Source organism: Nocardioides sp. TRM66260-LWL (assembly GCF_020075545.1).
Lineage (GTDB): Bacteria > Actinomycetota > Actinomycetes > Propionibacteriales > Nocardioidaceae > Nocardioides.
Genome location: NZ_JAIQZK010000001.1, coordinates 28,644 through 55,231 on the forward strand (window position 1 = coordinate 28,644; position 26,588 = coordinate 55,231).

At 74.1% G+C, this 26,588-nt stretch carries 27 protein-coding genes and 1 other RNA gene; 19 read left to right on the top strand and 9 right to left on the bottom strand.

Annotation, left to right across the window (positions count from 1 at the left end; genetic code table 11):
• Window positions 1-37: 37 nt before the first annotated feature.
• Entirely contained in the window at window positions 38-781 is a 744-nt protein-coding gene (locus tag K8Z61_RS00125; RefSeq protein ID WP_224126045.1) for a L,D-transpeptidase family protein, read from the bottom strand.
• A gap of 76 nt (window positions 782-857) precedes the next feature.
• Window positions 858-1,775, bottom strand: coding sequence for a hypothetical protein (locus K8Z61_RS00130; protein WP_224126046.1), 918 nt, complete (start codon window positions 1,773-1,775; stop codon window positions 858-860).
• Window positions 1,776-1,942: 167 nt separating this feature from the next.
• Here K8Z61_RS00130 and K8Z61_RS00135 point away from each other — a divergent pair, with 167 nt between their 5' ends.
• The 12 genes from K8Z61_RS00135 (at window position 1,943) to prfB (ending at window position 11,516) form a co-directional block, all read left to right on the top strand.
• Entirely contained in the window at window positions 1,943-3,016 is a 1,074-nt protein-coding gene (locus K8Z61_RS00135; protein WP_224126047.1) for an alkene reductase, read from the top strand.
• A 113-nt stretch (window positions 3,017-3,129) separates the two neighbouring features.
• On the top strand, window positions 3,130-3,594 hold the full coding sequence (locus K8Z61_RS00140) for a hypothetical protein (protein ID WP_224126048.1): 465 nt from the start codon (window positions 3,130-3,132) through the stop codon (window positions 3,592-3,594).
• 104 nt (window positions 3,595-3,698) lie between these two features.
• On the top strand, window positions 3,699-4,982 hold the full coding sequence (locus K8Z61_RS00145) for a hypothetical protein (protein WP_224126049.1): 1,284 nt from the start codon (window positions 3,699-3,701) through the stop codon (window positions 4,980-4,982).
• A 114-nt stretch (window positions 4,983-5,096) separates the two neighbouring features.
• On the top strand, window positions 5,097-6,377 hold the full coding sequence (locus K8Z61_RS00150; RefSeq protein WP_224126050.1) for a CpaF family protein: 1,281 nt from the start codon (window positions 5,097-5,099) through the stop codon (window positions 6,375-6,377).
• A 3-nt stretch (window positions 6,378-6,380) separates the two neighbouring features.
• Window positions 6,381-7,232, top strand: a complete 852-nt coding sequence (locus K8Z61_RS00155) for a type II secretion system F family protein (RefSeq protein WP_224126051.1) — start codon at window positions 6,381-6,383, stop codon at window positions 7,230-7,232.
• The gene (locus K8Z61_RS00160; protein ID WP_224126052.1) at window positions 7,229-8,158 is read left to right on the top strand and encodes a type II secretion system F family protein; all 930 of its coding nucleotides are present in this window, start codon (window positions 7,229-7,231) and stop codon (window positions 8,156-8,158) included. Before K8Z61_RS00155 ends, K8Z61_RS00160 begins: the two co-directional genes overlap by 4 nt.
• Before the next feature lie 59 nt (window positions 8,159-8,217).
• Complete coding sequence (locus K8Z61_RS00165; protein ID WP_224126053.1) at window positions 8,218-8,469, top strand: hypothetical protein; 252 nt, start codon at window positions 8,218-8,220, stop codon at window positions 8,467-8,469.
• Entirely contained in the window at window positions 8,466-8,858 is a 393-nt protein-coding gene (locus K8Z61_RS00170; protein ID WP_224126054.1) for a TadE/TadG family type IV pilus assembly protein, read from the top strand. The genes K8Z61_RS00165 and K8Z61_RS00170 overlap by 4 nt, the downstream gene beginning before the upstream one ends.
• Complete coding sequence (locus K8Z61_RS00175; protein WP_224126055.1) at window positions 8,855-9,289, top strand: hypothetical protein; 435 nt, start codon at window positions 8,855-8,857, stop codon at window positions 9,287-9,289. The genes K8Z61_RS00170 and K8Z61_RS00175 overlap by 4 nt, the downstream gene beginning before the upstream one ends.
• Window positions 9,286-9,732 (top strand): pilus assembly protein TadG-related protein, encoded by a 447-nt coding sequence (locus tag K8Z61_RS00180; RefSeq protein ID WP_224126056.1) that lies wholly within the window; start codon window positions 9,286-9,288, stop codon window positions 9,730-9,732. Before K8Z61_RS00175 ends, K8Z61_RS00180 begins: the two co-directional genes overlap by 4 nt.
• 130 nt (window positions 9,733-9,862) lie before the next feature.
• Entirely contained in the window at window positions 9,863-10,354 is a 492-nt protein-coding gene (locus tag K8Z61_RS00185; protein ID WP_224126057.1) for a CAP domain-containing protein, read from the top strand.
• Window positions 10,355-10,400: 46 nt separating this feature from the next.
• Window positions 10,401-11,516 (top strand): peptide chain release factor 2, encoded by a 1,116-nt coding sequence (gene prfB, locus K8Z61_RS00190; protein ID WP_224126058.1) that lies wholly within the window; start codon window positions 10,401-10,403, stop codon window positions 11,514-11,516.
• 33 nt (window positions 11,517-11,549) lie between these two features.
• On the opposite strand, the gene K8Z61_RS00195 is transcribed toward prfB, so the two are convergent.
• Window positions 11,550-13,928, bottom strand: a complete 2,379-nt coding sequence (locus tag K8Z61_RS00195; protein WP_224126059.1) for a fibronectin type III domain-containing protein — start codon at window positions 13,926-13,928, stop codon at window positions 11,550-11,552.
• A gap of 147 nt (window positions 13,929-14,075) precedes the next feature.
• Between K8Z61_RS00195 and ftsE the strand changes: the two genes are divergently transcribed.
• From ftsE to smpB, 4 genes are all read left to right on the top strand, one after another.
• Complete coding sequence (gene ftsE, locus K8Z61_RS00200) at window positions 14,076-14,765, top strand: cell division ATP-binding protein FtsE (protein WP_224126060.1); 690 nt, start codon at window positions 14,076-14,078, stop codon at window positions 14,763-14,765.
• Between the two features lie 90 nt (window positions 14,766-14,855).
• A complete protein-coding gene (gene ftsX, locus K8Z61_RS00205) occupies window positions 14,856-15,761 on the top strand; it encodes a permease-like cell division protein FtsX (protein ID WP_224126061.1) in 906 nt (301 codons plus the stop codon).
• 51 nt (window positions 15,762-15,812) lie between these two features.
• Window positions 15,813-17,084 carry a M23 family metallopeptidase gene (locus tag K8Z61_RS00210; protein WP_224126062.1) on the top strand — a complete coding sequence of 424 codons (1,272 nt, stop codon included), beginning with the start codon at window positions 15,813-15,815 and terminating at the stop codon, window positions 17,082-17,084.
• A gap of 80 nt (window positions 17,085-17,164) precedes the next feature.
• Window positions 17,165-17,644, top strand: coding sequence for an SsrA-binding protein SmpB (smpB, locus tag K8Z61_RS00215; protein WP_224126063.1), 480 nt, complete (start codon window positions 17,165-17,167; stop codon window positions 17,642-17,644).
• A 93-nt stretch (window positions 17,645-17,737) separates the two neighbouring features.
• Here the strand turns inward: smpB and K8Z61_RS00220 are convergent, their stop codons facing one another.
• A complete protein-coding gene (locus tag K8Z61_RS00220; protein WP_224126064.1) occupies window positions 17,738-18,091 on the bottom strand; it encodes a nuclear transport factor 2 family protein in 354 nt (117 codons plus the stop codon).
• Between the two features lie 79 nt (window positions 18,092-18,170).
• Here K8Z61_RS00220 and K8Z61_RS00225 point away from each other — a divergent pair, with 79 nt between their 5' ends.
• The 3 genes from K8Z61_RS00225 (at window position 18,171) to K8Z61_RS00235 (ending at window position 20,061) form a co-directional block, all read left to right on the top strand.
• Window positions 18,171-19,019 carry a MerR family transcriptional regulator gene (locus K8Z61_RS00225; RefSeq protein WP_224126065.1) on the top strand — a complete coding sequence of 283 codons (849 nt, stop codon included), beginning with the start codon at window positions 18,171-18,173 and terminating at the stop codon, window positions 19,017-19,019.
• 21 nt (window positions 19,020-19,040) lie between these two features.
• Window positions 19,041-19,412: a transfer-messenger RNA gene (gene ssrA, locus K8Z61_RS00230) on the top strand.
• 109 nt (window positions 19,413-19,521) lie between these two features.
• Window positions 19,522-20,061 carry a GNAT family N-acetyltransferase gene (locus K8Z61_RS00235; protein ID WP_224126066.1) on the top strand — a complete coding sequence of 180 codons (540 nt, stop codon included), beginning with the start codon at window positions 19,522-19,524 and terminating at the stop codon, window positions 20,059-20,061.
• On the opposite strand, the gene opgC is transcribed toward K8Z61_RS00235, so the two are convergent.
• Genes opgC through K8Z61_RS00260 form a run of 5 tightly spaced genes read right to left on the bottom strand, consistent with a single transcriptional unit; the run spans window position 20,048 to window position 26,504 of the window.
• The gene (opgC, locus tag K8Z61_RS19175) at window positions 20,048-22,531 is read right to left on the bottom strand and encodes an OpgC domain-containing protein (protein ID WP_224126067.1); all 2,484 of its coding nucleotides are present in this window, start codon (window positions 22,529-22,531) and stop codon (window positions 20,048-20,050) included. The two genes, K8Z61_RS00235 and opgC, sit on opposite strands and share 14 nt — an antisense overlap.
• Window positions 22,528-22,971 (bottom strand): ATP-binding protein, encoded by a 444-nt coding sequence (locus K8Z61_RS00245; protein WP_224126068.1) that lies wholly within the window; start codon window positions 22,969-22,971, stop codon window positions 22,528-22,530. Before K8Z61_RS00245 ends, opgC begins: the two co-directional genes overlap by 4 nt.
• A complete protein-coding gene (locus K8Z61_RS00250; RefSeq protein WP_224126069.1) occupies window positions 22,964-23,299 on the bottom strand; it encodes an STAS domain-containing protein in 336 nt (111 codons plus the stop codon). Before K8Z61_RS00250 ends, K8Z61_RS00245 begins: the two co-directional genes overlap by 8 nt.
• Complete coding sequence (locus K8Z61_RS00255; RefSeq protein ID WP_224126070.1) at window positions 23,296-25,323, bottom strand: glycosyltransferase family 2 protein; 2,028 nt, start codon at window positions 25,321-25,323, stop codon at window positions 23,296-23,298. Before K8Z61_RS00255 ends, K8Z61_RS00250 begins: the two co-directional genes overlap by 4 nt.
• Window positions 25,320-26,504: a PP2C family protein-serine/threonine phosphatase gene (locus tag K8Z61_RS00260; RefSeq protein WP_224126071.1), complete on the bottom strand. Its 1,185-nt coding sequence runs from the start codon at window positions 26,502-26,504 to the stop codon at window positions 25,320-25,322. The genes K8Z61_RS00255 and K8Z61_RS00260 overlap by 4 nt, the downstream gene beginning before the upstream one ends.
• Window positions 26,505-26,588: the final 84 nt, after the last annotated feature.

A 26,588-nucleotide genomic window follows, 5' to 3' on the forward strand; every position in this document is an offset into this window, starting at 1 on the left:
GCGTGAGCGACTGAGCGTCGGAGCGCGGAGCGCCGGGTCAGCGCAGGACGACCACCCGGTTGACGCCGGCGGCGGTGAAGTCCCAGACCCGCTTCGCGGTGCGGGCGCTGAGCCGGATGCAGCCGTGCGAGGCGTCGAAGTCCGTGCCGAGCCACCAGTCGGGGTGGATCTGCGCGTACGGGCTGCGGCGCTGCGTCGGGATGCGGTGGAAGCCGATGCCGCAGGGCGCGAACCGCACGAAGTGGTCGAGGTTCACCGAGCCGCTGGTCGAGGTGTTGGTGCGCACCCGTGCGGGCCGGCCGCACTTCGAGCCGGTGGTGTAGCTGCCCGGACGCAGCTTCGACGGGTTGTCGACCACGCCCGCCTGCAGGGTCACCCGGTTGCCCGGCTCGACCAGCCAGATCCAGTTCTGGGTCTGGCTGATCACGATCCGTCGGCCCGTGCCGGAGCGCGCGGGCACCGGACGCCGGTCGCACGCGATGCGCTTGGTCGAGGAGAGGCGCTGCCGGGTCGTGGTGTCGAGTCGGCCGCTCTGGCGCAGGCCGTTGGCCGCCTGGAAGCGGATCAGCGCGGCCTGCGTCATGCGTCCGGCCCTGCCGTCGATCGGCCCCGGCTCGCAGCCGAGGTAGCGCAGCTGCCGCTGCCGGGTCGAGACGCCGTCGGACGCGCCGTCGGCGGCGGTGGCGCCGGTGACGACGAGGGTGCCGGCCAGGGCGAGCAGCAGGCTCAGCAGCAGCGCGGGGGCGGTGCGGACGGGCAGGGCATGGCGGGACGGGCGCACGGGTCCTCCTGGGGGTCGGGGGTCATCGTGTCCCACAGGCGCGTCGGCGGGAAGCGACCGTCCACAGGGATGGGGCTCAGCCCGGGAGGACGAGCGCGTAGCCCAGCACGAAGTCGTTGGCGTTGAGCTGGCCGGTCAGGACGCGCAGGCACAGCCCGACCCGGTAGGTGCCCGCCGGCAGGGTCGTCGCGCCGGCGGCCGAGACGGGCAGGTGGTCGGCGAGGACGCTGGCCAAGACGCTCGCCGAGGAGTCGAGCGGGTCGACGGTCGCGGTTCCGGTGCGCTGGCGGCAGACGTTGACCAGCACCGTCGTGGTGCCCGACGGCCCGCCGATCGAGCCCGACGCGGTGATCGCCAGCCGCTGGGATCCGTCGACGGTCACCGTGGCGGTCGGTCCCGCGAAGCCGTAGGAGCCGGCGACGAACGCCGGCGCGATCGAGCCGCTGAACGCCGCCGTCGTGACGCCCGCCGGCCCCGTCGGCCCGGTCGGCCCGGTCGGCCCGGTCGCGCCCACGGCACCGCGCGGTCCCGGGGTGCCGGCCGGGCCGGTGGGCCCGGTGGGTCCGGTCGGGCCCGGCTCCCCGGGCGCGCCCGCGGGTCCGGTGGGCCCGGGCGTCCCGGGGCTGAGCACGCCCCAGAACGACGCGGTGGTCGGCGGCACCGCCTCGGAGGGGCGGGTGGCCACGTAGCTGCCGCCCTCGAAGGTCACGATGTCCTGCGGTGCGTACCGCGCGGACTGGCTCCACGCGCCCCGGTAGCGGTAGCCGCGCGACCACGTCACGGTCGTCTCCCCGGACGCGCACCGGCGGCCGCGGTCGGCGTCGACGATGCGGACGGCGCCGTCGGAGCGGCTGAGGCAGGCGGTGATCAGTCCGGTGGTGGCGGACGGGATCGCGGCGAGCGCGAGACCGCCGGTCACCGAGCCGGCGGCGAGGGCGCCCACCGCCAGACCGACGGTGCCGCGTCGACGACGCAGGAGGCTGGGGTGCTGCATGACGACTCCGGGGGTCCGCGGGCCCGGGGGAGGTCTCCGACGACGCTAGCGAGCCCGCCGGTCGCGAGCCACGCGGTCCAGACCGCCCCGCTCACCCGTTCGTCGGAATGATCGGCGCCCGCCTCTGCTTGGCTCGGACGAGACCGTCCCCCGTCCGAGGAGCACCCATGACCGACCTGTTCACCCCGCTGTCCACGCCGCTCGGCGAGCTGCCGAACCGGCTGGTGATGGCCCCGCTGACGCGCAACCGCGCCGACGGCGAGGGCGTGCCCGGCGACCTCGCGGTGGAGTACTACCGCCAGCGCGCCACCGCCGGCCTGATCATCAGCGAGGGCACGCAGCCCAGCGCCGTCGGCCAGGGCTACCTGAACACCCCCGGCATCCACAGCGACGAGCAGGTCGCCGGCTGGCGCCGCGTCGCCGACGCCGTGCACGGCGAGGGCGGCCGCATCGTCGTCCAGCTGATGCACGCCGGTCGCGTCGCGCACCCCGACAACAAGCACGGCCTGGAGAGCGTGGCGCCGAGCGCGCTGGCCGCTCCGGGCGAGATGTTCACCGCGAACGGCGCCTTCCCGCACCCCACGCCGCGGGCGCTGGAGGCCGACGAGATCGACGGCGTCGTCGAGGAGTACGTCCACGCCGCGCGTCAGGCGATCGCGGCCGGCCTGGACGGCGTCGAGGTGCACGCCGCCAACGGCTACCTGATCCACCAGTTCCTCGCGCCGGGCGCCAACGAGCGCACCGACGAGTGGGGCGGCTCGCCGGAGAACCGCGCGCGCTTCGCGATCGAGGTGACGCGTCGCGTCGCCGAGGCGATCGGAGCCGAGCGCGTCGGCGTGCGCATCTCGCCGGCCCACAACATCCAGGGCTGCGACGAGAAGGACCCCGCCGACGTCGAGGCCACCTACACCGCCTTCATCGAGGGCATCTCCGACCTCGGCCTGGCCTACCTCTCGGTGCTCTACGCCGACCCGCGCGCCGAGCTGATCACGAAGCTGCGCAGCGCCTTCGGCGGCCTGACCTTCCTCAACTCCGGCTTCGCGAACCCGACCACCCGCGAGAGCGCGGCCGCGCTGGTCTCCGAGGGCGTGGCCGACGCGGTCGTCGTCGGTCGTCCGTTCCTCGCCAACCCCGACCTCGTGCGTCGGTGGACGGACGGGCTCGGCGAGAACGAGCCGAACCCCGACACCTTCTACGGCGGCGGCGCCGAGGGGTACACCGACTACCCGTTCGCCGACTGACCCGCACCACCACGACGGCCCGTCCCCGATCCCCGGGGGCGGGCCGTCGGCACGTCACGGGGACTGTCGGTGCCGCCTGCGAGCATCGCCTCCTCGACTCGGGAAGGACGACCATGCACCGGACGGACCGGCTCATCAGCCGCTGCACCGACGCCCAGGGACGCATCGACAAGCGCATGCTCCATGCGCGGGGCCTCAGCGACGCGAACCTCTTCGGGCCGGAGGAGCAGGGCCCGGTGCTCGATGGCGGCCTGCTGGTCGACGCGAGCGGGCTCTCGGTGCGCGGCGAGCTCGACGGCCGGCCGTTCTGGGTGGCCGTCCTGTGGGGCGGCGAGCTCGGCGAGGGCGTGCAGCTGCGCGGCTGGGATGCCCCCGCGATCGGCGCCGAGCTCGACCTGCGCCACGGCGAGGTCTTCTCCCTGACGCCGGTCGGGCCGCACGTGGCGCTGCGCCCGGACGATCCGTTCGCGCTCCTCGTCGCGCTCCTCGAGCTGGGCGGTCGCGACGCGCAGTGGCAGGGCGACCCGCCGCCGGGGTACCCCCGGGAGACCGGCTGCATTCCGCCGCTCGACCGATGAGCGGGCTCGCGCCGCGTCCTCCGATGATCGTCCGGCGGCCCGTCCGGCACCGCGTCGCCCGAGGTCGGCGCTACGGTGCGAGTCCCCACCGAAAGGCCCGCCGCATGAGCACCTCGTCGTCCGGACGCGCGTCCGGCCCGTCCCTCGACCCGGCCGCCCTCGACCTGCTGCGCGACGCCGGCGCCCTGTGCCTGCTGGCCGCGGCGCTCGGGCTGCGCTGGACGGTGCCGGACGGCACCACCGACGTCTTCTGGGTGCTGGGCTCGCTGGCGCTGGTCGCGGTCTCGGTCGCGGTGCCGCACCTGCGCCGGCGCGGCCCGCTGGCGCGCCTCTCGGCGTCGGCCTCGCTCGCGGTGCGGTGGGCGGCGGGCGTCCCGCTGCTGGTCAGCGCCGCGGTCGTGGTGATCGACGACCTGCTGCACGTGGGCGACCCGGTGCTGGCGCCGCGGTTCGACGAGGTCGCCCGCTCGGGCATCGGCCTGGCGGTCGGCGTGTCGCTTGCCGGCCTGGTGCTCGCGGCGCAGCCGCGGCACGACGAGCGCGGCACCCGGTTCGACGCGCTGTGGCCGCCGTTGGCGACGGCCCTGCTGGTGGCCGGCTGCGCGATGCTGCTGGTGACGCAGGCGATCGGCCTGGTGCGGGTGCTCGACCAGCTGCCGTTCGATCGCGCGCAGGTCGTCGCGTCGCTGGCCTTCCCGCTCGCGCTGCTGGCGGTGCTGGCCGTGCCGGCCCTGCTCGCCCGCCGCGACCCCGGGTGGTGGCGGCCGGTCGCCGCCGTCGGGCTCGCGCTGCTGGTGCTGGCGGTGCTGTTCGGAGGCGGCCGGGGCGGCACGGTGCAGGTGAGCGCGGCGGAGACCGCCACCTCCGGCGCGGGACTGTTCCTGGTGCTGCCGGGCGCGGCCGCGGCGCTGTCCGCTCCCGTGCTCGGGCGCACGGCCTCCGACGTCTCGGTCGAGGCCTGGCTGCGCACGGTGGGCCGGGCCCTGATCCTGCTGGCGGTCGGCCTGGCCCTCCCGCTGGTCGACCGGATCGTGCTCGTCGCCGATGCCGAGGGGGTGCCCGCCTCCGCCTACCTCCAGATCGGCCTCCTGCTCGTGATGGTGCTGCTCGCGCTCATCGGACGGTGGCTGCTCGGCGGCGCCGACGCCGGCACCCTCACCGAGGCCAGCGCGGCCCGGCTGCGCGTCGTCGTCGTGCTCGGCGTGCTGCTCGTGCTGGGGGCGGCCGCGGTGCTGTGCGGCTCCCGCGCGGACGGGTTCCCGCTCACCGACGTCGAGGTCGCGACCTGGCTCGGCCTGACCGGGCTCGGCCTGGGGGCCCTGCTCGTCCCGCCCGCGGTGCGGGCGCACTTCCCGCCCCTGGTCGCGCGCGGAGCCGCCGGCGAGTGAGGCCCCGGGGGTCCGGACGGAGTTGTCCACAGATCCGGATCGCCCCCTTCCGGAGCCGCCCGACCGCGGCCTAGCGTCGACGTCCTGACCTCCTCATCTCGGGACGGAGTCGTCATGACGCTCACCTCCGTCGAGCCTGCTGCGGGCTCGACCCTGCCGCTCTCCCTGCTCGACGCGCTCGACCGCCGGGTGCGCGAGCTCGTGCGCGCCGACGGCCTCGACCCGCAGCGCGATCCCGACGCCGTCCGCCGGCTGGCCGCCCGGGTGGTGGGGGAGCACGACCAGCGCGCGACCACCGGCGCGGTGTCGGCGATCGGCGATCCGGCGGCGGTCGTGCGCGAGCTGGTCGCCCGCGTCTCCGGGTTCGGGCCGCTGCAGCCGTTCCTCGACGACCCCGAGGTCGAGGAGATCTGGATCAACGCCCCCGACCGGGTCTTCGTCGCCCGGCGTGGGCGCCACGAGCTGACGAACCTGGTGCTCACCGCCGCGCAGGTCGAGGAGCTGATCGAGCGGATGCTCGCCTCGAGCGGACGACGCCTCGATCTCTCGACGCCGTTCGTCGACGCCATGCTCCCCGGCGGTCACCGCCTGCACGTGGTGCTCGAGGGGATCAGCCGGGGCTTCGCGGCGGTCAACGTCCGGAAGTTCAGCGTGCGGGCGACCCGGCTGCGCGATCTCGTCGGCCTCGGGTCGATGACCGGTCAGGCGGCCGACTTCCTCGAGGCGTCGGTGCGGGCCGGCCTCAACGTCCTGGTCGCCGGCGGCACGCAGGCCGGCAAGACGACGCTCCTGAACTGCCTCGCCGCGGCCGTGCCGGGCGGCGAGCGCATCGTCAGCGCCGAGGAGGTCTTCGAGCTGCGGTTCGCCCACCCCGACTGGGTGCCGATGCAGACCCGTCAGGCCGGCCTCGAGGGCACCGGAGAGGTGGCGCTGCGCGACCTGGTCAAGGAGGCGCTGCGGATGCGACCGAGCCGGCTGATCATCGGCGAGGTGCGGGCTGCCGAGGCGCTCGACCTGCTTCTCGCGCTCAACTCCGGGCTTCCGGGCATGGGCACGCTGCACGCCAACAGCGCCCGAGAGGCGCTGGTGAAGCTCTGCACCCTCCCGCTGCTGGCCGGCGAGAACATCTCGTCGGCCTTCGTGGTGCCCACCGTGGCCTCCTCGGTCGACCTCGTCGTCCACCTGGCGCTCGACGCCGACGGCCACCGTCGGGTGCAGGAGATCGTCGGCGTCCCCGGACGCGTCGAGAACGGCGTCATCGAAGCCGAGCCGCTGTTCGTGCGCGTAGGCGGCGAGCTGCGCCGCACCGGCGGCACCGCCCCGCGGGCGGAGGCGTTCGCGCGCGTCGGGATCGACGTCCGCCGCCTCCTCCACGGCGCCGACGGGGAGCGCTGACCGATGGGCACGCTCCTGGGTCTGACCCTCGGCATCGGCCTGTTCCTGGTGTGGAGCAGCCGCACGATCCCGCGGGAGCCTCGTCGGCCGCGGCCGCCCGGCCGCTGGTCGCGGACCCTCGTCCACGCCGGTCTGGGCCGTCTCGGCGTGCCGGGCCTGCTCGGCGTCTGCGCCGGGGCGGGGCTCCTGGTCGGCCTGACGGTGCAGGGCGTGTCCCACACGGCCCCGGTGGCGCTGGTGTTCGGCGGCATGGCCGCCTACCTGCCGGCCGGGCTGATCGCCGGGCGAGCGCGCCGGCACCTGCGTGAGACCGCCGAGGTCTGGCCCGAGGCCGTCGACCACCTCGCCAGCGGCGTCCGCGCGGGACTCTCCCTGCCCGACGCGCTCGCCGGCCTGGCGGAGCGCGGTCCGGCGCCGCTGCGGCCCGCCTTCGCCGCGTTCGCCCTCGACCACCAGGCGACCGGACGCTTCGGCGACTGCCTCGACCGGCTCAAGGAGCGGCTCGCGGACCCCACCGGCGACCGCGTCTGCGAGGGGCTGCGGGTCGCCCGGGAGGTCGGTGGCGGCGACCTCGGCCGCCTGCTGCGGAACCTGTCGGGGTACCTGCGCGACGACGCGCGCACGCGCTCCGAGCTCGCGGCGCGTCAGTCGTGGACGGTCAACGCGGCCCGGCTCGCGGTCGCCGCACCGTGGGTCGTCCTGCTGCTGATGGCCTGGCAGTCGGAGGCGATCGAGCGCTACGCCTCACCCGGCGGCACCGTCGTCCTGATCGGGGGCGGAGTCGTGTGCGTCGTCGCCTACCGGGTGATGACCTGGATCGGCCGGCTGCCCGAGGAGCCGAGGGTGCTGTCGTGACGCCCGCCTGGACCGGCGCCCTCCTCGGGCTCCTCGCCGGGCTCGGCCTCTGGCTGGCCGCCGCACGGCTGCGGGCGATCCTCCGCCCCTCGCTGACGGCGCGGATCGTCCCCTACCTGCGCGACCTCCCGGGTGCGCCCGCCGCGCCCATGGCGGCTTCGCCCGGGGGCGGGGACGCCGGACCGATGGCGCGCCTGCTGCAGCACGCCGCGGCGACGGTCGACGAGGTGCTCGGCGGAGCGACCTCGGTGCAGCGACGTCTTGATCGCGCCGGCCTCCGGATGAGCGTCCAGGAGCTGCGCGTCCAGCAGGTGCAGTGGGGTCTGGTCGCCCTCGGCCTGGCGGCCGCGTGGACGATCCTGCAGCCGCCGCGCGGACCCGCCCAGGTCGTCCCGTCCGTGCTGGTGCTCGCCGCGGCGCTGGTGGGAGGCCTGCTCGCACGCGACTGGTGGCTCACCCAGCAGGCCACCGCTCGCGAGCGACGGGTGCTCGCGGAGTTCCCGACCATCGCCGAGCTGCTGGCTCTCGCCGTCGCAGCCGGCGAGAGCCCGGTCGGCGCGCTCGAGCGGGCGACCCGTCGCGGCAGCGGCGCCATGGCCGAGGACCTGCGCCAGGTGCTCGCCGAGATCCGCACCGGGCGTCCCGTCGCCGCGGCCTTCGACCGCTACGCGAGCCGCACCGGCCTGCCCACCGTCGCCCGCTTCGCCCAGGCCCTGGCGGTCGCCGTCGAGCGGGGCACCCCGCTGGCCGAGGTGCTGCACGCCCAGGCGGCCGACGTCCGCGAGGCCGGTCGCCGCGAGCTGATCGAGTCGGCGGCCCGCAAGGAGGTGCTGATGATGATCCCGGTGGTCTTCCTCGTGCTCCCGACCGTCGTCGTCTTCGCGTTCTACCCCGGCCTCGTCGGCCTGCGCCTCACGGCGACCTGACGCCGTCCCCGACCCCCAGCGCCGGCGGATCGGGCCGCCGGCTCGAGAGGAGCACCACCATGAAGAGCAGGTCCAACCAGACCATCCACCGCGCGGTCGATGAACCGCGCGTCGTCGCCAGGCTGCTCGCCGCGGTCCTCGCCGTCGGCAGCACGATCCTCGTCCGGCTGCGCGCGCGGGACGATCGTGGCGACGTGCCCGGGTGGGTGCTGGTCACCGTCATGACGGTCGCACTCGTCGGCGCGATCTCCAAGGCGGCCGGTCCGGCGCTGACCTCGATGCTCACCGACGCCCTCGACTCGGTCCGGTGAGCCGGCCCCGCGACCGCCGGACGGATCGCGGGGCCGCCGTCGTCGACGCGGTGCTGGTGATGGTGCTGCTGGTGCCGATCGTGCTCGGCGTGCTGCAGGTCGCGCTCGTGCTGTTCGTGCGGAACTCCGTGGCCTCGGCCGCGGCCGAGGGGGCCCGCTACGCGGCCACCGCGGACCGAGATGGCGGCGACGGTGTCCTCCGCACCCGTCAGCTGATCGCGCAGGCCGTCGCCGCGCGCTTCGCCGAGGGCGTGAGATACCGACCGACGCTGGTCGACGGCGCACCGGCCGCCGAGATCCGGGTCCATCTCCGGGTCCCGGCGCTCGGGCTGGGTGGGCCGGCCGTCAAGCTCGACGTGGTCGCCCACGCCATCGAGGAGCAGCCGTGAGCCGCGACGACCGCGGCTCGGCCGTGGTCGAGTTCGTCTGGCTCGGCGTCCTGCTGCTGGTGCCTCTGGTCTGGATCCTGCTCAGCGTCTTCGAGGTGCAGCGCGGCGCCTACGGCACGACGAGCGCCGCACGAGCCGCCGGCCGCGCCTTCGTCCTGGCGCCCGACGACGCCACCGGGCGGGTGCGGGCCGAGCAGGCGGCGCGGCTCGCCCTCGCCGACCAGGGCGTCGATGCCCCAGTGCGCGTCGAGATCTCCTGCACCCCGGTGCCGACGGACTGCCACAGCGGCACCTCGGTGGTGACCGTCCGCCTCGCCACCCGCGTCGACCTGCCGCTGCTGCCGCGGATGTTCGGCGACACCCCGCCGTCGGTGTCGCTGGATGCGACCCACCGGCTGCCGGTCGGCCGGTTCCAGGAGCGCGGTCGGTGAGGGGCGAGCAGCGGCCGCGTGCCGACGACGGCTCGGTGATCCCGCTGATCGTCGGGTTCGCGCTCGTGCTCGTCCTCGCGATCGCGCTGGTCGTCGACGCCACCGCCGCGTTCCTGCACCGCCAGAGCCTCGACAACCTCGCCGACGGCGCGGCCCTCCAGGCCGCGGATCTCGGCGCCGCCGGCCGGGCCTACCAGGGTGGCGTGCCGGGGGAGCGGCTGGCCGTCGACCCCGCCTCGGCGCGGGAGGCCGTCGCCGCCTTCCTCGACGACGCCGGGGTGGCCGAGCGGTACCCGGGCCTGCGGTTCGCGGTCGAGGTGCGGCCGGACGAGGTGGTCGTCACCGTCTCGGCGCCGCTCGACCTGCCGCTGCGCCTCCCCGGCGCCGCGAGCCGACCGCGGATCGTGGCGCGGGGCGCCGCCGTCACCGTCGTCGACCCGTGAGTGATCCGCGACCGACGCGCCGACCAGTGAGCGGTCGTGGACCGCCCCGACCGGAAGCCGCCCAGGTTTTACCCGGCCGTTTGCGCTGGAACTGATGCGCATCCCCGCCCCGACACCTAGCGTGAGAGCCGTGCCTGATCGCTGGTCCTCGACGTCCCCGGCCCGGATGCGACGCCTCGCCGCGGCCGGCCTCGGCGTGCTGATCGCCGGGGGCGGGCTCCTCGTCTCCCCGGCGCCCGCGGCGCAGTCGCGGGCCGCGACCATCCAGCAGGAGGCGGTCGCCGGCACCAACCACGAGCGCACCACCCGCTCGCGGGCCGCGCTCAAGGCGTCGAGCTGCCTGCAGCGCTTCGCCGCCCAGCAGGCCGCCCGGATGGCCGCCAGCCGCACGATGTACCACCAGCCGCTCGACCCGATCCTCGCGCGCTGCCAGCTGCGCATGGTCGGCGAGAACGTCGCCTACGGCCAGACCAGCGGCAAGCAGGTCGTCCGCGACTGGATGAACTCGCCCGGCCACCGCGCCAACATCCTCGAGAGGCGGTACCGCCTCATCGGCCTCGCCGCCCGCCAGGCCAGCGACGGCACCTGGTACTACTCGCAGGTCTTCGGCACCCCCCGCTGACGGCGGAGTAGGTGCGCGTGTCGCGCGCCGCGTAGGCTGCACCCTCGTGGCAGGCCCTGACTACGACGTCGAGATCAAGCAGCTCCAGGCGACGATGAAGACCATCGGGCAGGTGCTCGACCTCGACGCCATGCGCACCGAGATGGCCGACCTCGGCGAGCAGGTCGCCGCCCCCGACCTCTGGGACGACCAGGCCAACGCCACCCGCGTCACCGGCCGGCTCTCCGCCCTGCAGGGCCAGATGGAGCGGTTCGAGTCCCTGATGAGCCGCATCGACGACGTCGCCGTGCTCGTCGAGCTCGGCCAGGAGGAGGGCGACGCCGACTCCCTCGCCGAGGCCGACCGCGAGCTCGCCTCGATCAAGCAGTCGGTGGAGTCGCTCGAGGTGCGCACCCTGCTCAACGGCGAGTACGACGCCCGCGAGGCCCTCGTCACGATCCGCGCCGGCGCCGGCGGCGTCGACGCCGCCGACTTCGCGGAGATGCTCATGCGCATGTACACCCGCTGGGCCGAGCGGCAGAAGTACGGCGTCGAGGTCTTCGACACCTCCTACGCCGAGGAGGCCGGCCTGAAGTCGGCCACCTTCGCCGTGCACGCCCCGTACGCCTACGGCACGCTCAGCGTCGAGGCCGGCACCCACCGCCTCGTGCGCATCAGCCCCTTCGACAACCAGGGCCGCCGGCAGACGTCCTTCGCCGCCGTCGAGGTCGTGCCCGTGCTCGAGCAGACCGACGAGATCGAGATCCCCGACGAGGAGATCCGCGTCGACGTCTTCCGCTCCGGCGGCCCCGGCGGCCAGTCGGTCAACACCACCGACTCCGCCGTCCGCCTCACCCACCTGCCCACCGGCACGGTCGTCAGCTGCCAGAACGAGAAGTCGCAGCTGCAGAACAAGGCGTCCGCGATGGTCGTGCTCAAGGCCAAGCTGCTCGCGCTGAAGAAGGCCGAGGAGAAGGCGCAGCTCGACGGACTGCGCGGCGACGTGCAGGCCTCGTGGGGCGACCAGATGCGCAACTACGTGCTCAACCCGTACCAGATCGTCAAGGACCTGCGCACCGGCCACGAGTCCGGCAACCCCAGCACGGTCTTCGACGGCGAGATCGACGATTTCCTCGAGGCCGGCATCCGGTGGCGCCGCAACTCCGAGAAGGAGGACGCCTGACGCACCGGCGCGCGGCGTCCCCTCCGCGCTTGATCAGCGGGGACGCGCCGCCTCCGAGCGGGCGCTCGCACGACCCACGCCGACCTCGTTGACGGCCCAGGCGCGCACCGCCCACCGGCCGTCCGGCAGCGCCAGGCTGACCCGCACCCGGCTGCCGCTGGTCTGCATCTCGCCGCGTCGCCGCTCCACCACGCGACCCGAGGCGTCCAGCCGGACGGCCTCGATCACGTAGCCGGTGATCCTCGCGCCGCCGTCGTCGCTCGGCGCCGACCACGTGGCGGTGAGCGTCAGGGGACGGCCGAGGGCGCCGCGGGTGAGCACCGGGCGTGACGGTGCTCCGGGACGCGTGGCCGCCGGGAGCGTCGTGACGTCGACGGAGCCGGCCTCGCCGACGCCCTCGGCGTTGACGGCCGCCACCGTCAGGGTCACGGTGCGGCCGGCAGGGAGGCCGGTCACCTGGTAGGTCCGCGCGTCGGCGGGGAGCGTCACGGGCGCCGCGCCCGGCACGCCCACCAGCCAGCCGGTCAGCGGGCTGCCGCCGTCGTCCAGCGGCGCCTGCCACTGCAGGGTCGCCGCGCTGCGGGTGACGCCGATCGCCGTCAGCGACGCCGGCGCGCCGGGCACCGTCGCGACGGCGCCCGGGTCGCTGGGCGACGGGCTGGGCGAGACGCTCGGCGAGACGGAGGGCGAGACGCTCGGCGACACCGACGGCGACGGGCTGACCGACGGGCTCGTCGAGGTGCTGGACGACGGGCTGGGCGAGGCCGCGGCGTCGCAGCCGGTGACCTCGAGCCGGTAGCGCCCGAGGCTGTCGTAGTCGCTGTACCCGTCGGTGAGCGGGTTGCCGTAGCCGACGCCGTCGACCGAGGCGTACAGCACGCGGCCGCCGCCGGCAAGGGTGGCCCGCGCGTCGAGCCCGGACGCGGTGGGCGGGTTGGTCGAGAGCGACTGGGCCGGCGGGTCGGCCGACGCCAGCGCGGTGCCGTCGGCGTCGAGCACGCGCAGCGCGAGGTCGAGGTCCGGCCCCTCGTCGGCCGGCACGGCGCGGACGACGACGTCGCCGGTGCAGGTGCCGAGCCGGTAGACGTCGACGTCGGTGCGGGTGCCGATCAGCCCGGGCGCCACGGCGGTGGGCAGCGTCTTCGAGGCGGTGGCGACCGTGTCGCCGGCGTCGTCGGCCACCAGGGGAGCCGACTGCGCGATGATCGCCAGGTCGTCCTCGAGCTGGTTCGCGCCGGCGTACTCGCCCTTGCTCCACTGGGTGATCGGCTTCCAGCCCGAGCCCATGATCGGCGCCCACGCGCCCTGCCCGGAGTAGTACGAGCTGCCGCCGGTGACGCCGTCGTGGGAGAGGCCGAGCTGGTGGCCGACCTCGTGGCTGACCGTCTCGGCGATCGAGTACACGTCGTCGTAGTAGCGGGTGAACGCCCAGGCCGGCTGGTAGGCCTGGTGCGACGACGACGCGTCGAAGACGCCGACGTAGGCGATGCCGGTGCAGCCCTGCTGGCCGCCGCAGGTGGCGCTTGAGCCGTGGGCGTTCGGGTCGTCGGTGATCGCGGCGATCGCCCCGAAGGTCGGGTCGCCCGCGCCGCTGCGGTCGATGGCCGCGGCGGCGGGCTGCTCGGTGGTGACGTCGACGTCGAAGGGCGCGTAGTCCTCCGAGACCCGCTGCCAGACCTGCTGGATCGTGGCGCGCTCGGCGTCGGAGAACGTCGTGTAGTCGGCGTCCTGCGACCAGCCGCCGTAGGCGCCGGCGGTCATGCCCTGCTGCACCCATGCGGCCCCGAGGCCGGAGCCGCTGAGCGTGACGCCGTCGAAGTCGAGGTAGATCGTGCGCTGCGAGCCGGGCCGGCTGTGCAGGGTGAACGTCTGGGCGGCCGGCACCACCAGCCGCGGCGCCGCCGAGGCCCGGAGGCTCGCCGGCGGCGGGGTGAGGGCGTCGCGGAAGGCGACCCGCCCAGCGGTGTCGACGACCGTGGTCGGGTCCGCCAGCAGCCGGCGCAGTGCCGGGACGGTACGACCGTTGACCCGCGCGACGGCGCGCAGCAGGCCGGCGTCCAGGCCGCGCAGCGCCCGCGGACCCCGCACCCGCGCCGGCAGGATCGGCGGCAGCGGACGCGTCACGCCGGGGGCCGGGGAGGTCAGCGCAGCCGGCTCGAGGGTCACCGGCACCGCCGGCGGCTGCCCGCCGCCGCGAGCCGCGGTCGCCGAGGACACTGCGGGCGCCGCGGGCGCGGCGGCAGCCGGGACGGGCACCTCGCCCGCGCGCGGAGCCGACGATCCGTGCGGCGCGACCGCCGCCACGAGCGCCGCCGCGACGAGCGTCGCCGTCAGCGCCGCGGCCCGGGCGCGGGCGGCCGGCGCGTCCCGGACGGGCCTCGAGGGACGGCCGGGACGGCGGGGCTGACGCATGCGGGACTCCTTCGGCCGGTCGGGGCGACCGCGCCATCGTCCGGTGCAACGGCCGGGGGCGGGCCGACATGAGCCACATCTCACCGATTCGTGACCGGCCGAGCCGGGTGCGCGGCCGCGGGCCGATGCTGGGCTAGCCTCGATCAGGTGATTCGCTTCGAGAGGGTCGTCAAGACCTACCCCGGCAGCACCGCGCCCGCCCTCGACGGCGTGTCGGTCGACGTCGAGAAGGGCGAGTTCGTCTTCCTCGTCGGCGCCTCCGGCTCCGGCAAGTCCACCGCGCTGCGCCTGGTGCTGCGCGAGGCCCGCGCCTCGTCCGGCCGCGTGTACGTGGCCGGCAAGGAGATCAACCGCCTCGCCGGCTGGAAGGTGCCCCGCCTGCGCCGGCAGATCGGCACCGTCTTCCAGGACTTCCGCCTGCTGCCGTCCAAGACCGTCGCCGAGAACGTCGCCTTCGCGCTGGAGGTGATCGGCACCCCGCGCCGCGAGATCAAGCGGGTCGTCCCCGGCACGCTCGACCTCGTCGGGCTCTCCGGGCTCGGCGACCGCATGCCCGAGGAGCTCTCGGGCGGCGAGCAGCAGCGGGTCGCGATCGCCCGCGCGTTCGTCAACCGGCCGATGATCCTGCTGGCCGACGAGCCCACCGGCAACCTCGACCCCGCCACGTCGGCGGAGATCATGCGCCTGCTGGAGCAGATCAACGGCACCGGCACCACCGTCGTCATGGCCACCCACGACCACGGCATCGTCGACCTCATGCGCAAGCGCGTCATCGAGCTCGACTCCGGCCGCGTCGTCCGCGACGAGGCGTCCGGCGCCTACGGCTTCCAGCACTGACCCGACGGCCGACACGCCGACCCCGACCGGGTCGCCCGCGCCGGCCGCGCCGCCACCCGTACGTCAGCAGCCCGCTACCAGAGAGCTCCCATGCGCTACGTCTTCTCCAACCTCGGTCAGGGCCTGCGTCGCAACCTGTCGATGCACCTGGCCGTCATCCTCACGCTGTTCGTCTCCCTCGCGCTGGTCGGCGCGGGCGTGCTGGTCAAGCGGCAGGCCGACGCCGCCGCCGAGCAGTGGGGCAACGAGCTGCAGATCACCGCGTTCCTGTGCCGTGAGGACGACCCCGTCAAGCGCTGCCTCGGCGCGGTCGACTCCGCGCAGAAGGCCGCGATCACCAAGGTCGTGAAGAACAACCCCGAGGTGGCCTCCTTCTACTTCGAGTCGCAGGAGACCGCCTACCAGAAGGCGCAGAAGCTCTTCGACCCCAAGCTCTTCCAGGGCGACCAGCCGGTGCTGACGCCCGCCGACTTCCGCGAGTCGATCTGGATCACCCTGAAGAACCCCGACCAGTTCCAGGGCATCACCAGCGCGGTGCTGGGCCTCGACGGCGTCTCGAGCGTCAAGGACCAGCGTGACGTGGTCCAGCCGATCCTCAGCGGCATGCGGGTCATGCAGGTCGCCTCGCTGGGCGTCGCGGTGTTCCTCGTCGTCGCCGCCCTGATGCTCGTGGCCAACACGATCCGGCTCGCGGCCTTCGCGCGGCGCAAGGAGATCGCGATCATGCGGCTCGTCGGCGCGTCCGGCCTCTACATCTCGCTGCCGTTCCTGCTCGAGGCGCTGTTCACCGCGATCGTCGGCGTCGCCCTGGCCGGCGGCGCGCTCGCGGCCGGCATGTGGTTCGGCGTCCACGACCGGCTGCGCGACTACATCGGCTTCATCCCGTGGATCGGCCTGGACGACTTCCTCGTCGCCCTGGTGATCATCGCGATCGTCGGCCCCGTCGTCACGCTGCTGCCGACACTCCTGCTGACCCGCAAATACATCAAGGTCTGACGCCACCGGGTTACGGTCGACGGGTTCTCTTCCCCGAACACCTGGACTGACATGCGCCTCTTCCCCGGCGCCGTGCTGCTGCGCAGCCCGCGCCTCCGCATCCTCGCCACGCTCACCGCGCTCGCCCTGCTGCTCGGCGCGGTGGCGCTGCCGCTGGCCAACGCCAAGGGCTCCGGCGACCTCAAGGACCGTCGCAAGCAGGTGCAGTCGCAGATCCGCGGCGCCCAGCAGGATCTCGACGAGTCCAGCGGTGCCGCGCGACGCGCAGCGCTGAGGGTCAAGGCCGCCGAGCAGCGGCTCGCCGCCGCGCGGCAGCGCCTCTCGCGCATCACCGTCCAGCTCGCCGAGGCGCGCCGCGAGGACGAGCGGCTCGCGCAGCGGCTCGCGGTGGCGCAGCAGCGGCTGGCCGACGCCCAGGCGGCGCTCGCCGAGGGCAAGCGGGCCGTGGCCCGGCAGCGCACCCAGGTGAGCGAGACGATCACCAGCTACTACGAGCTCGGCGACCCGCGCCTGCGCGCCTTCGCCACCCTGCTCGACTCCGCGGACGCCGAGGAGCTCACCCGCCGCGACAGCCTCGGCGACGTCGTCGTCGAGCGTGAGTCGGGCGTCTACGACGACCTCGTCGCCACCGAGCGCGACCTCGCCGCCCGGGAGGGCAAGGTCGAGGCCGCGACCGCCGAGGTGGCCGACGAGCGGGCCGCCGCCGCCCGCAACCTCGAGCGCGTCACAGCGCTGCGCGCGCGGGCGAAGACCGCCGAGGCCTCGGTGCAGCAGCTGGTCGCCGAGCGCTCGGCCCAGCAGCGACGCGCCGCCGCGGCCGCCGCCGCCGACCGTCGGGTGCTCGCCCGGCTCAAGGCGCGTGAGGAGCGCATCCGCAAGCAGATCCTCGCCCAGCAGCGGCGGGCGTCCGGCAACGTCCGGGCGGGCGACGGCTTCCTGACGCCGCCGGTGAACGGCCCGATCACCTCGCCGTTCGGCTACCGCATCCACCCGATCTACGGCTACTACGGCCTGCACGACGGCACCGACTTCGGCGTCTCCTGCGGCGAGCCGATGAAGGCCGCCGGCAACGGCATCGTCACCCAGCGGTTCTCCGACGCCGTCTACGGCAACCGGCTCTACGTCAGCCTCGGCTCGGTGAACGGCAAGAACCTCACCGTCGTCTACAACCACGCCTCGGGCTACCGGGTGAACGTGGGGGAGCGGGTCACCCGCGGCGAGACGGTCGGCTGGGTCGGCGACACCGGCTGGTCGACCGGCTGCCACCTGCACTTCACGGTGCTCGAGAACGGCACGCCCGTCGACCCGGAGAAGTGGCTCTGATGCTGCAGGATCCGCGGCCCCACCCCTGACGGCGGAAAGCCGATTGCCGTCGGGGTGGGCCCGGCTGGGATGATGGGCGGATGCCGAAGGAGAAGGGCCGCACGCTGGTCGCGCAGAACAAGAAGGCGCGCCACGACTACCACATCGAGGACACCTTCGAGGCGGGCCTCGTGCTCCAGGGCACCGAGGTGAAGTCGCTGCGGCAGGGACGCGCGTCGCTGGTCGACGGGTTCGTCGACATCGACGGCCACGAGGCCTGGCTGCACGCCGTCCACATCCCCGAGTACTCCCAGGGCACCTGGACCAACCACTCCGCGCGCCGCAAGCGCAAGCTGCTGCTCAACCGGGTCGAGATCGACAAGATCGAGCGCCGCATCTCGGAGAAGGGCCTGACCGTCGTGCCCCTCTCGCTGTACTTCAAGGACGGCCGCGCGAAGGTCGAGATCGCGCTGGCCAAGGGCAAGAAGTCGTGGGACAAGCGCAACGCGATCGCCGAGCGCACCGCCAAGCGCGAGGTCGAGGTCGAGATCGGACGCCGGCTGAAGGGCATGCGCGACTGACCCGGGCGCTCTGGTGATCGGGCAGCCCGTCCGGTGATCGAGCCGCGCGGTCGGTGATCGAGCTTGTCGAGATCCCCGCACCCGCGCGTCCGGTCAGCCGATGTCGAGCCGCGCGATGGACCCGCCGTCGAGCACGAACCGGTACGGCAGCTCGGCGACGCCGCCGGGGAAGTCGCCCTCGAGCCGGACCAGCGCGACCCAGCGCGCGTCGTCGAGACGCTCGGCGCCGATGAGGCGGCTGGTGTAGGTGAACTCGCTGCCGGCGTGCTGCAGGAAGTCCCGGATGCCGGCCGGGCCCGCGAACGTCTCGCCCTGGTCGGTCACCACGGCGTCGGTGGCGAACGCGGCGTGGGCGCGGTCGGCGTCGCGGGCCATGTGGGCCTCGAGGAAGGCGCGGATCGTCGCCGGGAGGTCGGTGGGATCGATGGTCGTCGTCTGGTCGCTCATGCGGTCGAGCGTGACGGCTGCCGGACCCGGAGGGTCAAGCGCTCGACCCTCTCCCCGGGGGAGGGTGCAGACTGGCCGGGTGAGCAACGCCCTGGGCATCGGCGAGTTCGCCCGGCTCACCCACCTCAGCGTGCGCACCCTGCGCCGCTACCACGAGGCCGGCCTGCTCGAGCCGGCCGACGTCGACGAGCGGTCGGGCTACCGCCGCTACGCCGCCGACCAGATCCCGACCGCCCAGGTCATCCACCGGCTGCGCGAGCTCGACGTCCCGCTCGCCGACGTCCGGCGGATCCTCGCCACGCCCGACCCCGGCGTCCGGGCGGACCTCGTCGGCGCCCACCTGGGCCGGCTCGAGGCACAGCTCGAGCGCACCCGCGGGGCGGTGCGCTCGCTGCAGCGGCTGCTGGCGCCGGAGCCCGCGCCGGTGCGCGTCGAGCTCCGCTCGGTGCCGGCGACGACGGTGGCCGGCATCGCCGCGGACGTGGGGCTCGACGAGGTGCTCGCCTGGTACGCCGGCGCGATGGCCGAGCTCGACGCGTGTCTGCCGGCGCCGCTCGCCGGGCCGTCCGGCGGCGTGTACGACGACGCCCTGTTCACCCACGGACGCGGGCGCGCCCTGGTGCACCGGCCGTGCGACGACCCGCCGAGCCTCGGCCGGGTGCGGCCGGTGACGCTGCCGGCCGTCGAGTTGGCGGTGGCCACGCACGTCGGCGAGCACGACGACATCGACGTCACCTACGGGGAGGTCGGCGCCTGGCTGGTCGCGAGCTCGCTCGTGGTCGCCGGCCCGATCCGCGAGACCTACCTCGTCGGCCCCCGCGACACCGACGACGCGAGCTCGTGGCGCACCGAGATCGGCTGGCCGGTCTTCGCGCTCACGGCGGAGCCGCCGGAAACCCCGGTGCCCGACGCTGGGCCCGCGGGCTAGACTGAGGACACAACTCAACAGGGGGCTGATCGGTTTCGACTTGGGACGTTGGTTCCAGGGGAAGCGGGTCGAGGAGCCAGCGACATCTCGTAAACGACCGCTGGAAACCCATAACTGCCAACGCTAAGCGCAGTTCCTTCGCTCTCGCCGCCTGAGCGGTGATCGAAGCGTCCGACCGGGCATACGTCTCCGTCCCGGACCCGGGCGTCATCTAGGAGACTCGCTGCTCATCTGCCGTCGGGGTGGATGGGTGGGACTCAAACCCGACTGAGCCTGTCGATGACATGTCCGTGTGAGCATCGAGGCTGAGAAAAGCGCCATCACAGGACTGCACCCGGAGAAGACCTGGTTCGGCGCTCGAGGACCGGGGTTCGATTCCCCGCAGCTCCACCAGCACTGTTCAAGAACAGCCCCTGTGACGACGAGGGCCGCTCCCGTGGGGCGGCCCTCGTCGTGTCTGCATCGGGGCGTCGGGCCGCCGGTGACGGGCTACCGTGACGCCGTGCCCTCCCCGCTCGTCGACGTCCGGCTGCGCCCGATCGTGGGGGTCGATCTCGGCCTCCTGCACGGCGGCGACTCCGAGTTCGACGACTTCGGGCCGCGTCCGGTGCGCACCGAGCCGCCCTCGCCCGACCTGCGCTCCGGGCCGGGCGGGCTGGCGGTGGTCGACCCGGCGTCGCACGCGGTGCTCGGCATGGTCAGCTGGGTCTGGCAGCGCTGGGGCCCGAACCCCGAGTCGGCCAGCCCGATGATCGGCGTGTGGCTGCGCCGCGAGGCGCGGGGCCGGGGCGTCGGCACGGCCGCGCAGGCGGCGCTCGTCGACCTGTTCTTCGAGCGGCTGCGGCTGCACCGCGTCGAGGCGCACACCGACGTCGACAACCTGGTCGAGCAGCGGGCGCTGGAGCGCATCGGCTTCCGGCGCGAGGGCGTCGTCCGGGGCGCGCAGTGGCGTCGTGGCGCCTGGCACGACGGGTGGCTCTACAGCCTGCTGCGCGAGGAGTGGCTGGCCGCGCGCGAGGGGTCGGCGCCTACCGGGGGATGACCCGGAAGAGCACCCTCCGCTTCACCATCGCCCAGATCGCCAGCACCACGACGGTGTGGATCGCCGTGCCGACCCAGAACGAGCGACCGTCGAGGAACGTCAGCGAGCCCACCGCGATCACGAAGAACACGTGGACGATGAAGACGTACAGGCTGTTCTCGCCCATCGGCGTCCAGAACCACCCGACGAGCCGGTCGATCGGCCTCCAGCACGTCGTCAGCACCGCGTACGCGACGACGAGCATCAGCGCGAGGTCGACCAGGCGGCCCGGCTGAAGGAACACCCGCGTGTAGGCGTGCTGGTAGAGGTAGGCGTAGGTGCCCGGGTCGAGCACCATCGGCGCGACGCCGCGGTGGTGGCAGATCCACAGGTAGCCGAGGAACGCCGCGTAGGCCACGACCAGCACTCCGACGACCACCTGGCCGCGGCGCGAGGTGAGCGCGGCGACGACCTGCCGCCGGTGCCAGCCGATCACCAGCCCGTGGGTGAAGGGCAGCTGCCAGGTGAGCAGGGGGAAGACGAACTCGAACTGCGAGGGCAGCGGGTGGTAGCCGGTGACCGCCGAGACGACGTAGAGCGCCCAGGAGATCGTCAGCAGCAGCCACCACAGCCGCCGTCGCACCAGCCACATGCAGGCCGGCAGCACGAGGCTGAGCACCACGAACAGGCCCATGATGTTGAAGACCCACGGCCCCATCTCGAGCAGCAGCAGCTGCTTCACGGCGTACCACGGCGGCGGGTAGTCGAGCAGCCGCGCGACGTTCGGGTACAGGTCGTACACCTGCCCCTGGGCCGCGCCGCCGCCCTCGCCGGTGCCGCGGTCGGTGAAGGTGCTGACGACCTCGCTGCGGACCTTCGGGATCAGCCCGAGCAGCGGCACCAGCAGCACGACGACCAGCGCTGTGACGTACTGCTTGCGCGCGCGACGCCACATGACGACGGCCGTGGCCCACTCGCCGGCTCGCTTGAGCGCCGGCCGGTAGACCATGCCCAGCACGATGCCGGAGAGCAGCACGAACATCTCCGCGCCGGTGATCGCGCCGATCGCGTTGAGCGAGACGTAGCTCCACACGCCCGCGACCTCGACGTGGGTGGCGACCACCGTGATGATGATCCACCCGCGGAAGAGGTCGAGCCGGTGGTCGCGGCCCGTGCCGTCCTCGACGTAGCGCCACGACGGGACGAGGCGTCCCACCAGCCCCGCCACCAGGTAGGCGACGGCCAGCAGCACCACGCACAGCACCAGCCAGCCCATCTCGGCGCTGACGTCGTCGGGCTGGCGGCCCTGGGCGGTCGCGGCGGCCCGGGTCTGCTGGTCGAGCACGCGCGTCACGGGGCCGAGGGTCAGGCCGGAGGACTCCAGGTCGGCGCGCAGCCGGTCGGCCAGCGACTGCGGACGCGTCGCGCCCCACTGGGCGGCGTCCCCGCCGATCTCGTCCTCGGGCCGGCTCAGCTCGAGCCAGGTGATGCCGCGGATCAGCGGGTGGTCGGCGTTCGCGGCGAAGACCTCGCGCCACCAGGTCTGCATGATCGCGGTCTGCCCCGGGCCGGGGTCGGCGTCGAGGTTCACCAGCGCGGAGGTGCTCACCAGCATCGGACGCCGCCCGCTGGTGGCGAACCGCTCGTAGAACGAGGTGCGGGGGGTGCGGGAGCCGTACTCCCACTGCTCGGCCAGGCGCTGCCGGAACTCGTCGGGCGCGGGAAGCGTGTTCTGGCCGAACGGCTGCGCGGCGCCGAACCGGAAGAGGCTCAGCCCCACCCAGTCGACCGCCGACGAGCCGGGCCAGTACGGCGCGTACGGGTCGTCGGCGTCGGTGACGCGGCCGTCGCGGTTCGTGTCGAGTGACGCGGGGTCGCGTCGTCCGGCCGGCGGCACCTCGCCGTAGGACCGGCCGAAGGGGTAGCCGGCGCCGTACGCCGGCGACCAGACCATCGCGGCCTGGTCGGTCGTGGCGTGCACCGCGTCGGCGACCCGGCGGAAGGCGGCCCGGTAGGCCTGCGGCTGCTGGCCCCAGATGACCCACGAGCCGTTCATCTCCGGCGCGAACCGCAGCAGCACGTAGGAGTCGTAGTCGACGTGCAGCTGCGCGACGACGTCCGCGAGCCGCTGCGCGTCCGCCTCGGTGAGGTCGGCCAGCCCGATCTGCGGCTCGAGGTCGACGACCGGCACCGCTCCCTGGGAGGCGGCCTGCTCGACGAACTGGCGCAGGTAGGTCTCGTCCTGCGGGGTCAGGGGGTAGTGCACGCGCTGGGCGTACAGCGACGGCGTGGTGCCGAGCCGGTCGGCGTAGGCCTGCGCGGAGTCCTTCGTCCAGTCCAGCGCCGGGCCGAACCACGGGCTGCCGGCCGCCGGCAGCGGCGGGACGGGGTCGGGGGAGGGGTCGTCGACGGCGTTCGCCGGGCCGGGCGTCAGCAGCAGGAGCAGCAGCAGCGCGAGGGCGAGCCCGACGACGGCTCGCGCCCGGCTCACGTGCCGCACCGCAGGTGCCAGCGGTTGCGTCCCCCGTCGCGCTCGTAGGCGAGCTCGTCGAGCGCGGCCAGCGCGAGCGCGAGCCCGCGGCCCGACTCGGCGTCCTCGTCGGGCATCGTCACCGAGCTGAGGTCGATGGCGATCGGCTGGCCGTTGTCGCCGAGGGTGCCGCGGACGACGCCGTCGCGCACCTCGACCTCGACGGTGAGCATCCGCCCCGGGGCGTCGGGGGCGTAGGCGTGCTCGACGATGTTGCCGAGGATCTCCACCAGCCCCATCTCGAAGCGCATCGCGGTGCCGGGGTCGACGCCCTCGGACTCCCACAGGTCGGCCAGCCGCTCCTGCACCTGCTCGACGACGTCCGGCTCGGCGGGCGCGGTGAGCGCGAGGGCGGGCCCGGGCTGCTCGGGCCGCTCAGCCTGCTCAGCCGGCTCAGACATAGAACGCCCCCTCGACGGTGTCGCGCGGGCGCAGCACCTTGTCGAGGTTGGTGAGCCGCAGCACCGTCAGCACCGCCTCGGTGGGGCGGGCGATGCGGAGGTCGCCGCCGGCCTTGCGGGCGGTCTTGAGCGCGGAGATCAGCGCGCCGAGGCCGGAGGAGTCGAGGAAGGTCGTCTCGGCCAGGTCGACGACGATCCGGGCGGTGCCGGCGTCGACGAGCTGCTCGAGGGTCGAGCGCACCTGCGGCGCGGAGACCATCGTCAGCCGGCCCTTCGGCACGACGACGCCGATCCCCTGGGAGTCGGTGGTGACGTCGATCTCGATCATGGTGCTCCTCGGTGGGTCGGGGCGGGGGCCGCGAGGTGGGCCGGCGGGCGGGCCGGGGGCGGCTCCGGCTCGAAGCCGCGGTAGCGCGCGGCGCGCAGGATGACGGAGAAGATCAGCAGGTCGAAGAGGACCCAGAGCATGTTGAAGGAGGCGCCGAACAGCGGCGCCTGGCCGACGGCGATGCGCACGACGCCGATCACCAGCGCCAGGGCCAGCAGCCCCATCGCGATCAGCTGCGGTCGGACGCGGTCCCAGCGCGGGCCGGTCGGCTCGCGCTTGGTCTTCGGCGTCACCGCGAAGTCGAGGTCGCGGCCGAGGAAGACGTTGCCGAACGCCGAGGTGAAGCTCTTGATCCAGGTCGGGAAGAGCGCGAGCGAGTACTGCTGGCCGCGCCACGTGGGACGGCCGTTCGCGACGACGAGGAACAGCAGCTGGTTGACGATCAGGAACGGCACCAGGCGGGCGAAGAAGTCGACGCTGTAGGCCTGCACCGGCTGCACGCCGATCGAGAGGTAGGTGATGGGCGCGGCCAGGTAGACCAGCGCGGCGAACCCCGACAGGTAGCTCCACATCGTCGCGAAGTACATGAGCCGCTGGGTGATCGAGAGCCCCCGCTGGGTCAGCGGGTTCTCCCGGAACAGCACCTGGACGGTGCCCTGGGCCCAGCGCAGCCGCTGGGTCAGCATGGTCTCGAGGTCCTCGGGCGCCAGGCCGTGCGCGAGCACCTCGTCGTGGTACGCCGAGCGCCAGCCGAGCCCGTGCATGCGCATGCAGGTGGCCATGTCCTCGGTGACCGAGATCGTCGCCAGCGGCATGATCGGCTGCGCCTCGCCAGCGCGGCCGACGTCGACCGCCTCGACCAGCGCCCGGACGGCGTCGACGGCGCCCAGCGGCGACCACTGCCGGTGGGCCAGCCGGTCGAGCGCCGCGCTGGAGATGTCGGCGAGGGTGTCGACGGGGTCCTCGGCCAGCGCCTCGAGCTCGGCGATGATCGCGAGGTCGGCGGCCACGGCCGTCAGGTCGGCCTCGACCAGCTCGCGGTGCACCGAGTCGATGCGGCGCTGGAAGCGGTAGGTGACGTCGAAGAGCGCGACGCCGCGGGCGAGCTCGCGGCGGGCCCGCTTGACGTCGTGGTCGATCGCGTCGAGGGCCTCGGCGATCCGCTCCTGGCCCGGCTCGAGGCTCTCCCGCGCCTCCTGCAGCACGGTGCGGGCGGTGCGCAGCGCCTTCACGACGCCGAGCTCGACGTCGTGGGCGTAGCGCGCGAGGCCCAGCTGCATGAGCGCCTCGCGGCGGATGATCGCGTTGGAGCCGCAGAAGAACGCGGCGTTCCAGCCGTCCTTGCCCTGCTGGATCGGGCCGTAGAACAGCGGTGCCTGGCTGCCCAGCGGGTCGGACTCCGGCACGTTGACGAAGTACTGCGGGGTCTGCACCAGCCCCATCCGCTCGTCGGTGAAGTAGCCGAGCGTGCGGTCGAGGATCTCGGGGACGGGCACCTGGTCGGCGTCGAGGATGAGCAGGAACTCGCCGTCCGTGGCCAGCAGGGCGTTGTTCAGGTTGCCGGCCTTGGCGTGCCGCGGCATGCCGACCCAGTCGGCCGAGCGGGTGATGACGCCGATGCCCTCGGCCTCCGCGGCCTCGTGCATCGCGGGCCGGTTGCCGTCGTCGAGGATCCAGGTGCGGTGCGGGTAGCGGATCGCCTTCGCGGCCCGCGCGGTGTCCATGACCAGCTCGATCGGCTCGTTGTAGGTCGTGATGAACACGTCGACGGTGAGCCCCTCGGGTGCTGGCGGCGGCTCGCCGCGCTCGCGCAGCCGCCACATCGTCAGCCCGAAGAGCAGGGAGTCGATCAGGCTGTAGGTCTCGGCGATCACCAGCGGGACGGCGATCCACCAGACCGACCAGTGCACCGAGAACAGCCAGCGCCAGACGATGTAGTTCAGGCCGAGCACCGCGGTGAGCACCACGATGACCCGCACGGCCACGAGCCGGCGGGTCAGCGGGAGCGCGGTGGCTCGGCTCATGCGGGCTCCCGGAAGGCCGCGAGCACGGTGACGTCGTCGTTCGGGGCGCCCTCCTGGGTCAGCGTCACGACCCGCTGGAGGAGGTCGTCGACCGACGCCGCCTCCCGGACGAGCGCCGCGATCTCCCCGGCCCACTCGTGGTCGTCCTCGAGCAGGTCGAGCAGGCCGTCGCTGAAGACGACCAGGCGGTCGCCGGGCGCCAGCGAGAGGCGCTGCTCGGTCCAGTGCGCCTCCACGACGATGCCGAAGGGGAGGTCCTCGCTGCCCAGGGTCTCGACGCCGCCGTCCGCGCGCGCGACCAGCGCCAGGCCCAGGCCGGCGTCGACGAAGCGCGTCCACCCGTCGTCGAGGTCGATCGCCAGGTGCAGGAGGGTGACGAAGGCGCCGGTGCTCTCCAGGTCGGGCAGCAGGGCGCGCGCGACCTGCGTGCTGGTGACGCCGAGGTCGACCCCCGCGGCCACCGCGGCGCGGGTGCCGCGCATCGCGGCCCGCACCCCGGCGCCGACCAGCGCGGCCCCCGTGCCCTTGCCCATGACGTCGCCGAGCACCAGGTCGGCGACGCCGTCGGTGACGCCGTGGTCGAAGAAGTCGCCGCCGACGGCGAGCGCCGGCAGGCAGACCCCGGAGATCTGCCAGCCCTCGGGCGAGAGCGGGGCGGAGGGCAGCATCGAGGCCTGCACGCGCTCCGCGGCGGCCATCTCGGTGGACGCCGTCAGCTCGCTCTGGGCCCAGTGGGCGAGGTCGGCGAGCGCCCGGCGCTGCTCGTGGTCGAGCTCGCGCTCGCGGTCGTCGAAGAGGCACAGCGTGCCGACGACGTTGCCGTGGCCGTCGTGCAGGGGGACGCCCGCGTAGAACACCACCTGGCCGCTGGCGACCAGGTCGAGGTCGGCGAACCGCGGATCGCGGCGGGCGTCGGCGACGTACAGGGTCTCGTCGAGCTCGCCCGTGGTGTGGCAGAAGGTCTGACGCCGCGGCATCGGCTCGGCGGTGATGCCCGCGGCGGCGGGGAAGACCGCCCGGTCGCCGTCGAGCACCGTGACGGTCGAGAAGCGCACGTCGAAGAGGAGCCGCGCCACCCGGGTGACGCGGGCGAGGCCCTCGTCGCGCTCCGACGTCAGCAGCAGGCCCTCGACGGCTCGCTGACGGCGCTCCTCGCGTGCTGGCGGCGTCCCCGTGACCACGGGACGACCCTAATCGGGCGATCGAGCAGGCGGTGCCTGGTCCCGCCGGTTCGACCGTCCTGTGGACGATCCGTGGGCGTCACG

What these genes read in the sequence shown, in the direction of transcription:
- K8Z61_RS00130 (WP_224126046.1), bottom strand. Translation starts at nt 1,775, where the DNA reads ATGCAGCACCCCAGCCTCCTGCGTCGTCGACGCGGCACCGTCGGTCTG.
- K8Z61_RS00135 (WP_224126047.1), top strand. Translation starts at nt 1,943, where the DNA reads ATGACCGACCTGTTCACCCCGCTGTCCACGCCGCTCGGCGAGCTGCCG.
- K8Z61_RS00140 (WP_224126048.1), top strand. Translation starts at nt 3,130, where the DNA reads ATGCACCGGACGGACCGGCTCATCAGCCGCTGCACCGACGCCCAGGGA.
- K8Z61_RS00145 (WP_224126049.1), top strand. Translation starts at nt 3,699, where the DNA reads ATGAGCACCTCGTCGTCCGGACGCGCGTCCGGCCCGTCCCTCGACCCG.
- K8Z61_RS00150 (WP_224126050.1), top strand. Translation starts at nt 5,097, where the DNA reads ATGACGCTCACCTCCGTCGAGCCTGCTGCGGGCTCGACCCTGCCGCTC.
- K8Z61_RS00155 (WP_224126051.1), top strand. Translation starts at nt 6,381, where the DNA reads ATGGGCACGCTCCTGGGTCTGACCCTCGGCATCGGCCTGTTCCTGGTG.
- K8Z61_RS00165 (WP_224126053.1), top strand. Translation starts at nt 8,218, where the DNA reads ATGAAGAGCAGGTCCAACCAGACCATCCACCGCGCGGTCGATGAACCG.
- K8Z61_RS00195 (WP_224126059.1), bottom strand. Translation starts at nt 13,928, where the DNA reads ATGCGTCAGCCCCGCCGTCCCGGCCGTCCCTCGAGGCCCGTCCGGGAC.
- ftsX (WP_224126061.1), top strand. Translation starts at nt 14,856, where the DNA reads ATGCGCTACGTCTTCTCCAACCTCGGTCAGGGCCTGCGTCGCAACCTG.
- K8Z61_RS00210 (WP_224126062.1), top strand. Translation starts at nt 15,813, where the DNA reads ATGCGCCTCTTCCCCGGCGCCGTGCTGCTGCGCAGCCCGCGCCTCCGC.
- smpB (WP_224126063.1), top strand. Translation starts at nt 17,165, where the DNA reads ATGCCGAAGGAGAAGGGCCGCACGCTGGTCGCGCAGAACAAGAAGGCG.
- K8Z61_RS00220 (WP_224126064.1), bottom strand. Translation starts at nt 18,091, where the DNA reads ATGAGCGACCAGACGACGACCATCGATCCCACCGACCTCCCGGCGACG.
- K8Z61_RS00245 (WP_224126068.1), bottom strand. Translation starts at nt 22,971, where the DNA reads ATGTCTGAGCCGGCTGAGCAGGCTGAGCGGCCCGAGCAGCCCGGGCCC.
- K8Z61_RS00250 (WP_224126069.1), bottom strand. Translation starts at nt 23,299, where the DNA reads ATGATCGAGATCGACGTCACCACCGACTCCCAGGGGATCGGCGTCGTC.
- K8Z61_RS00255 (WP_224126070.1), bottom strand. Translation starts at nt 25,323, where the DNA reads ATGAGCCGAGCCACCGCGCTCCCGCTGACCCGCCGGCTCGTGGCCGTG.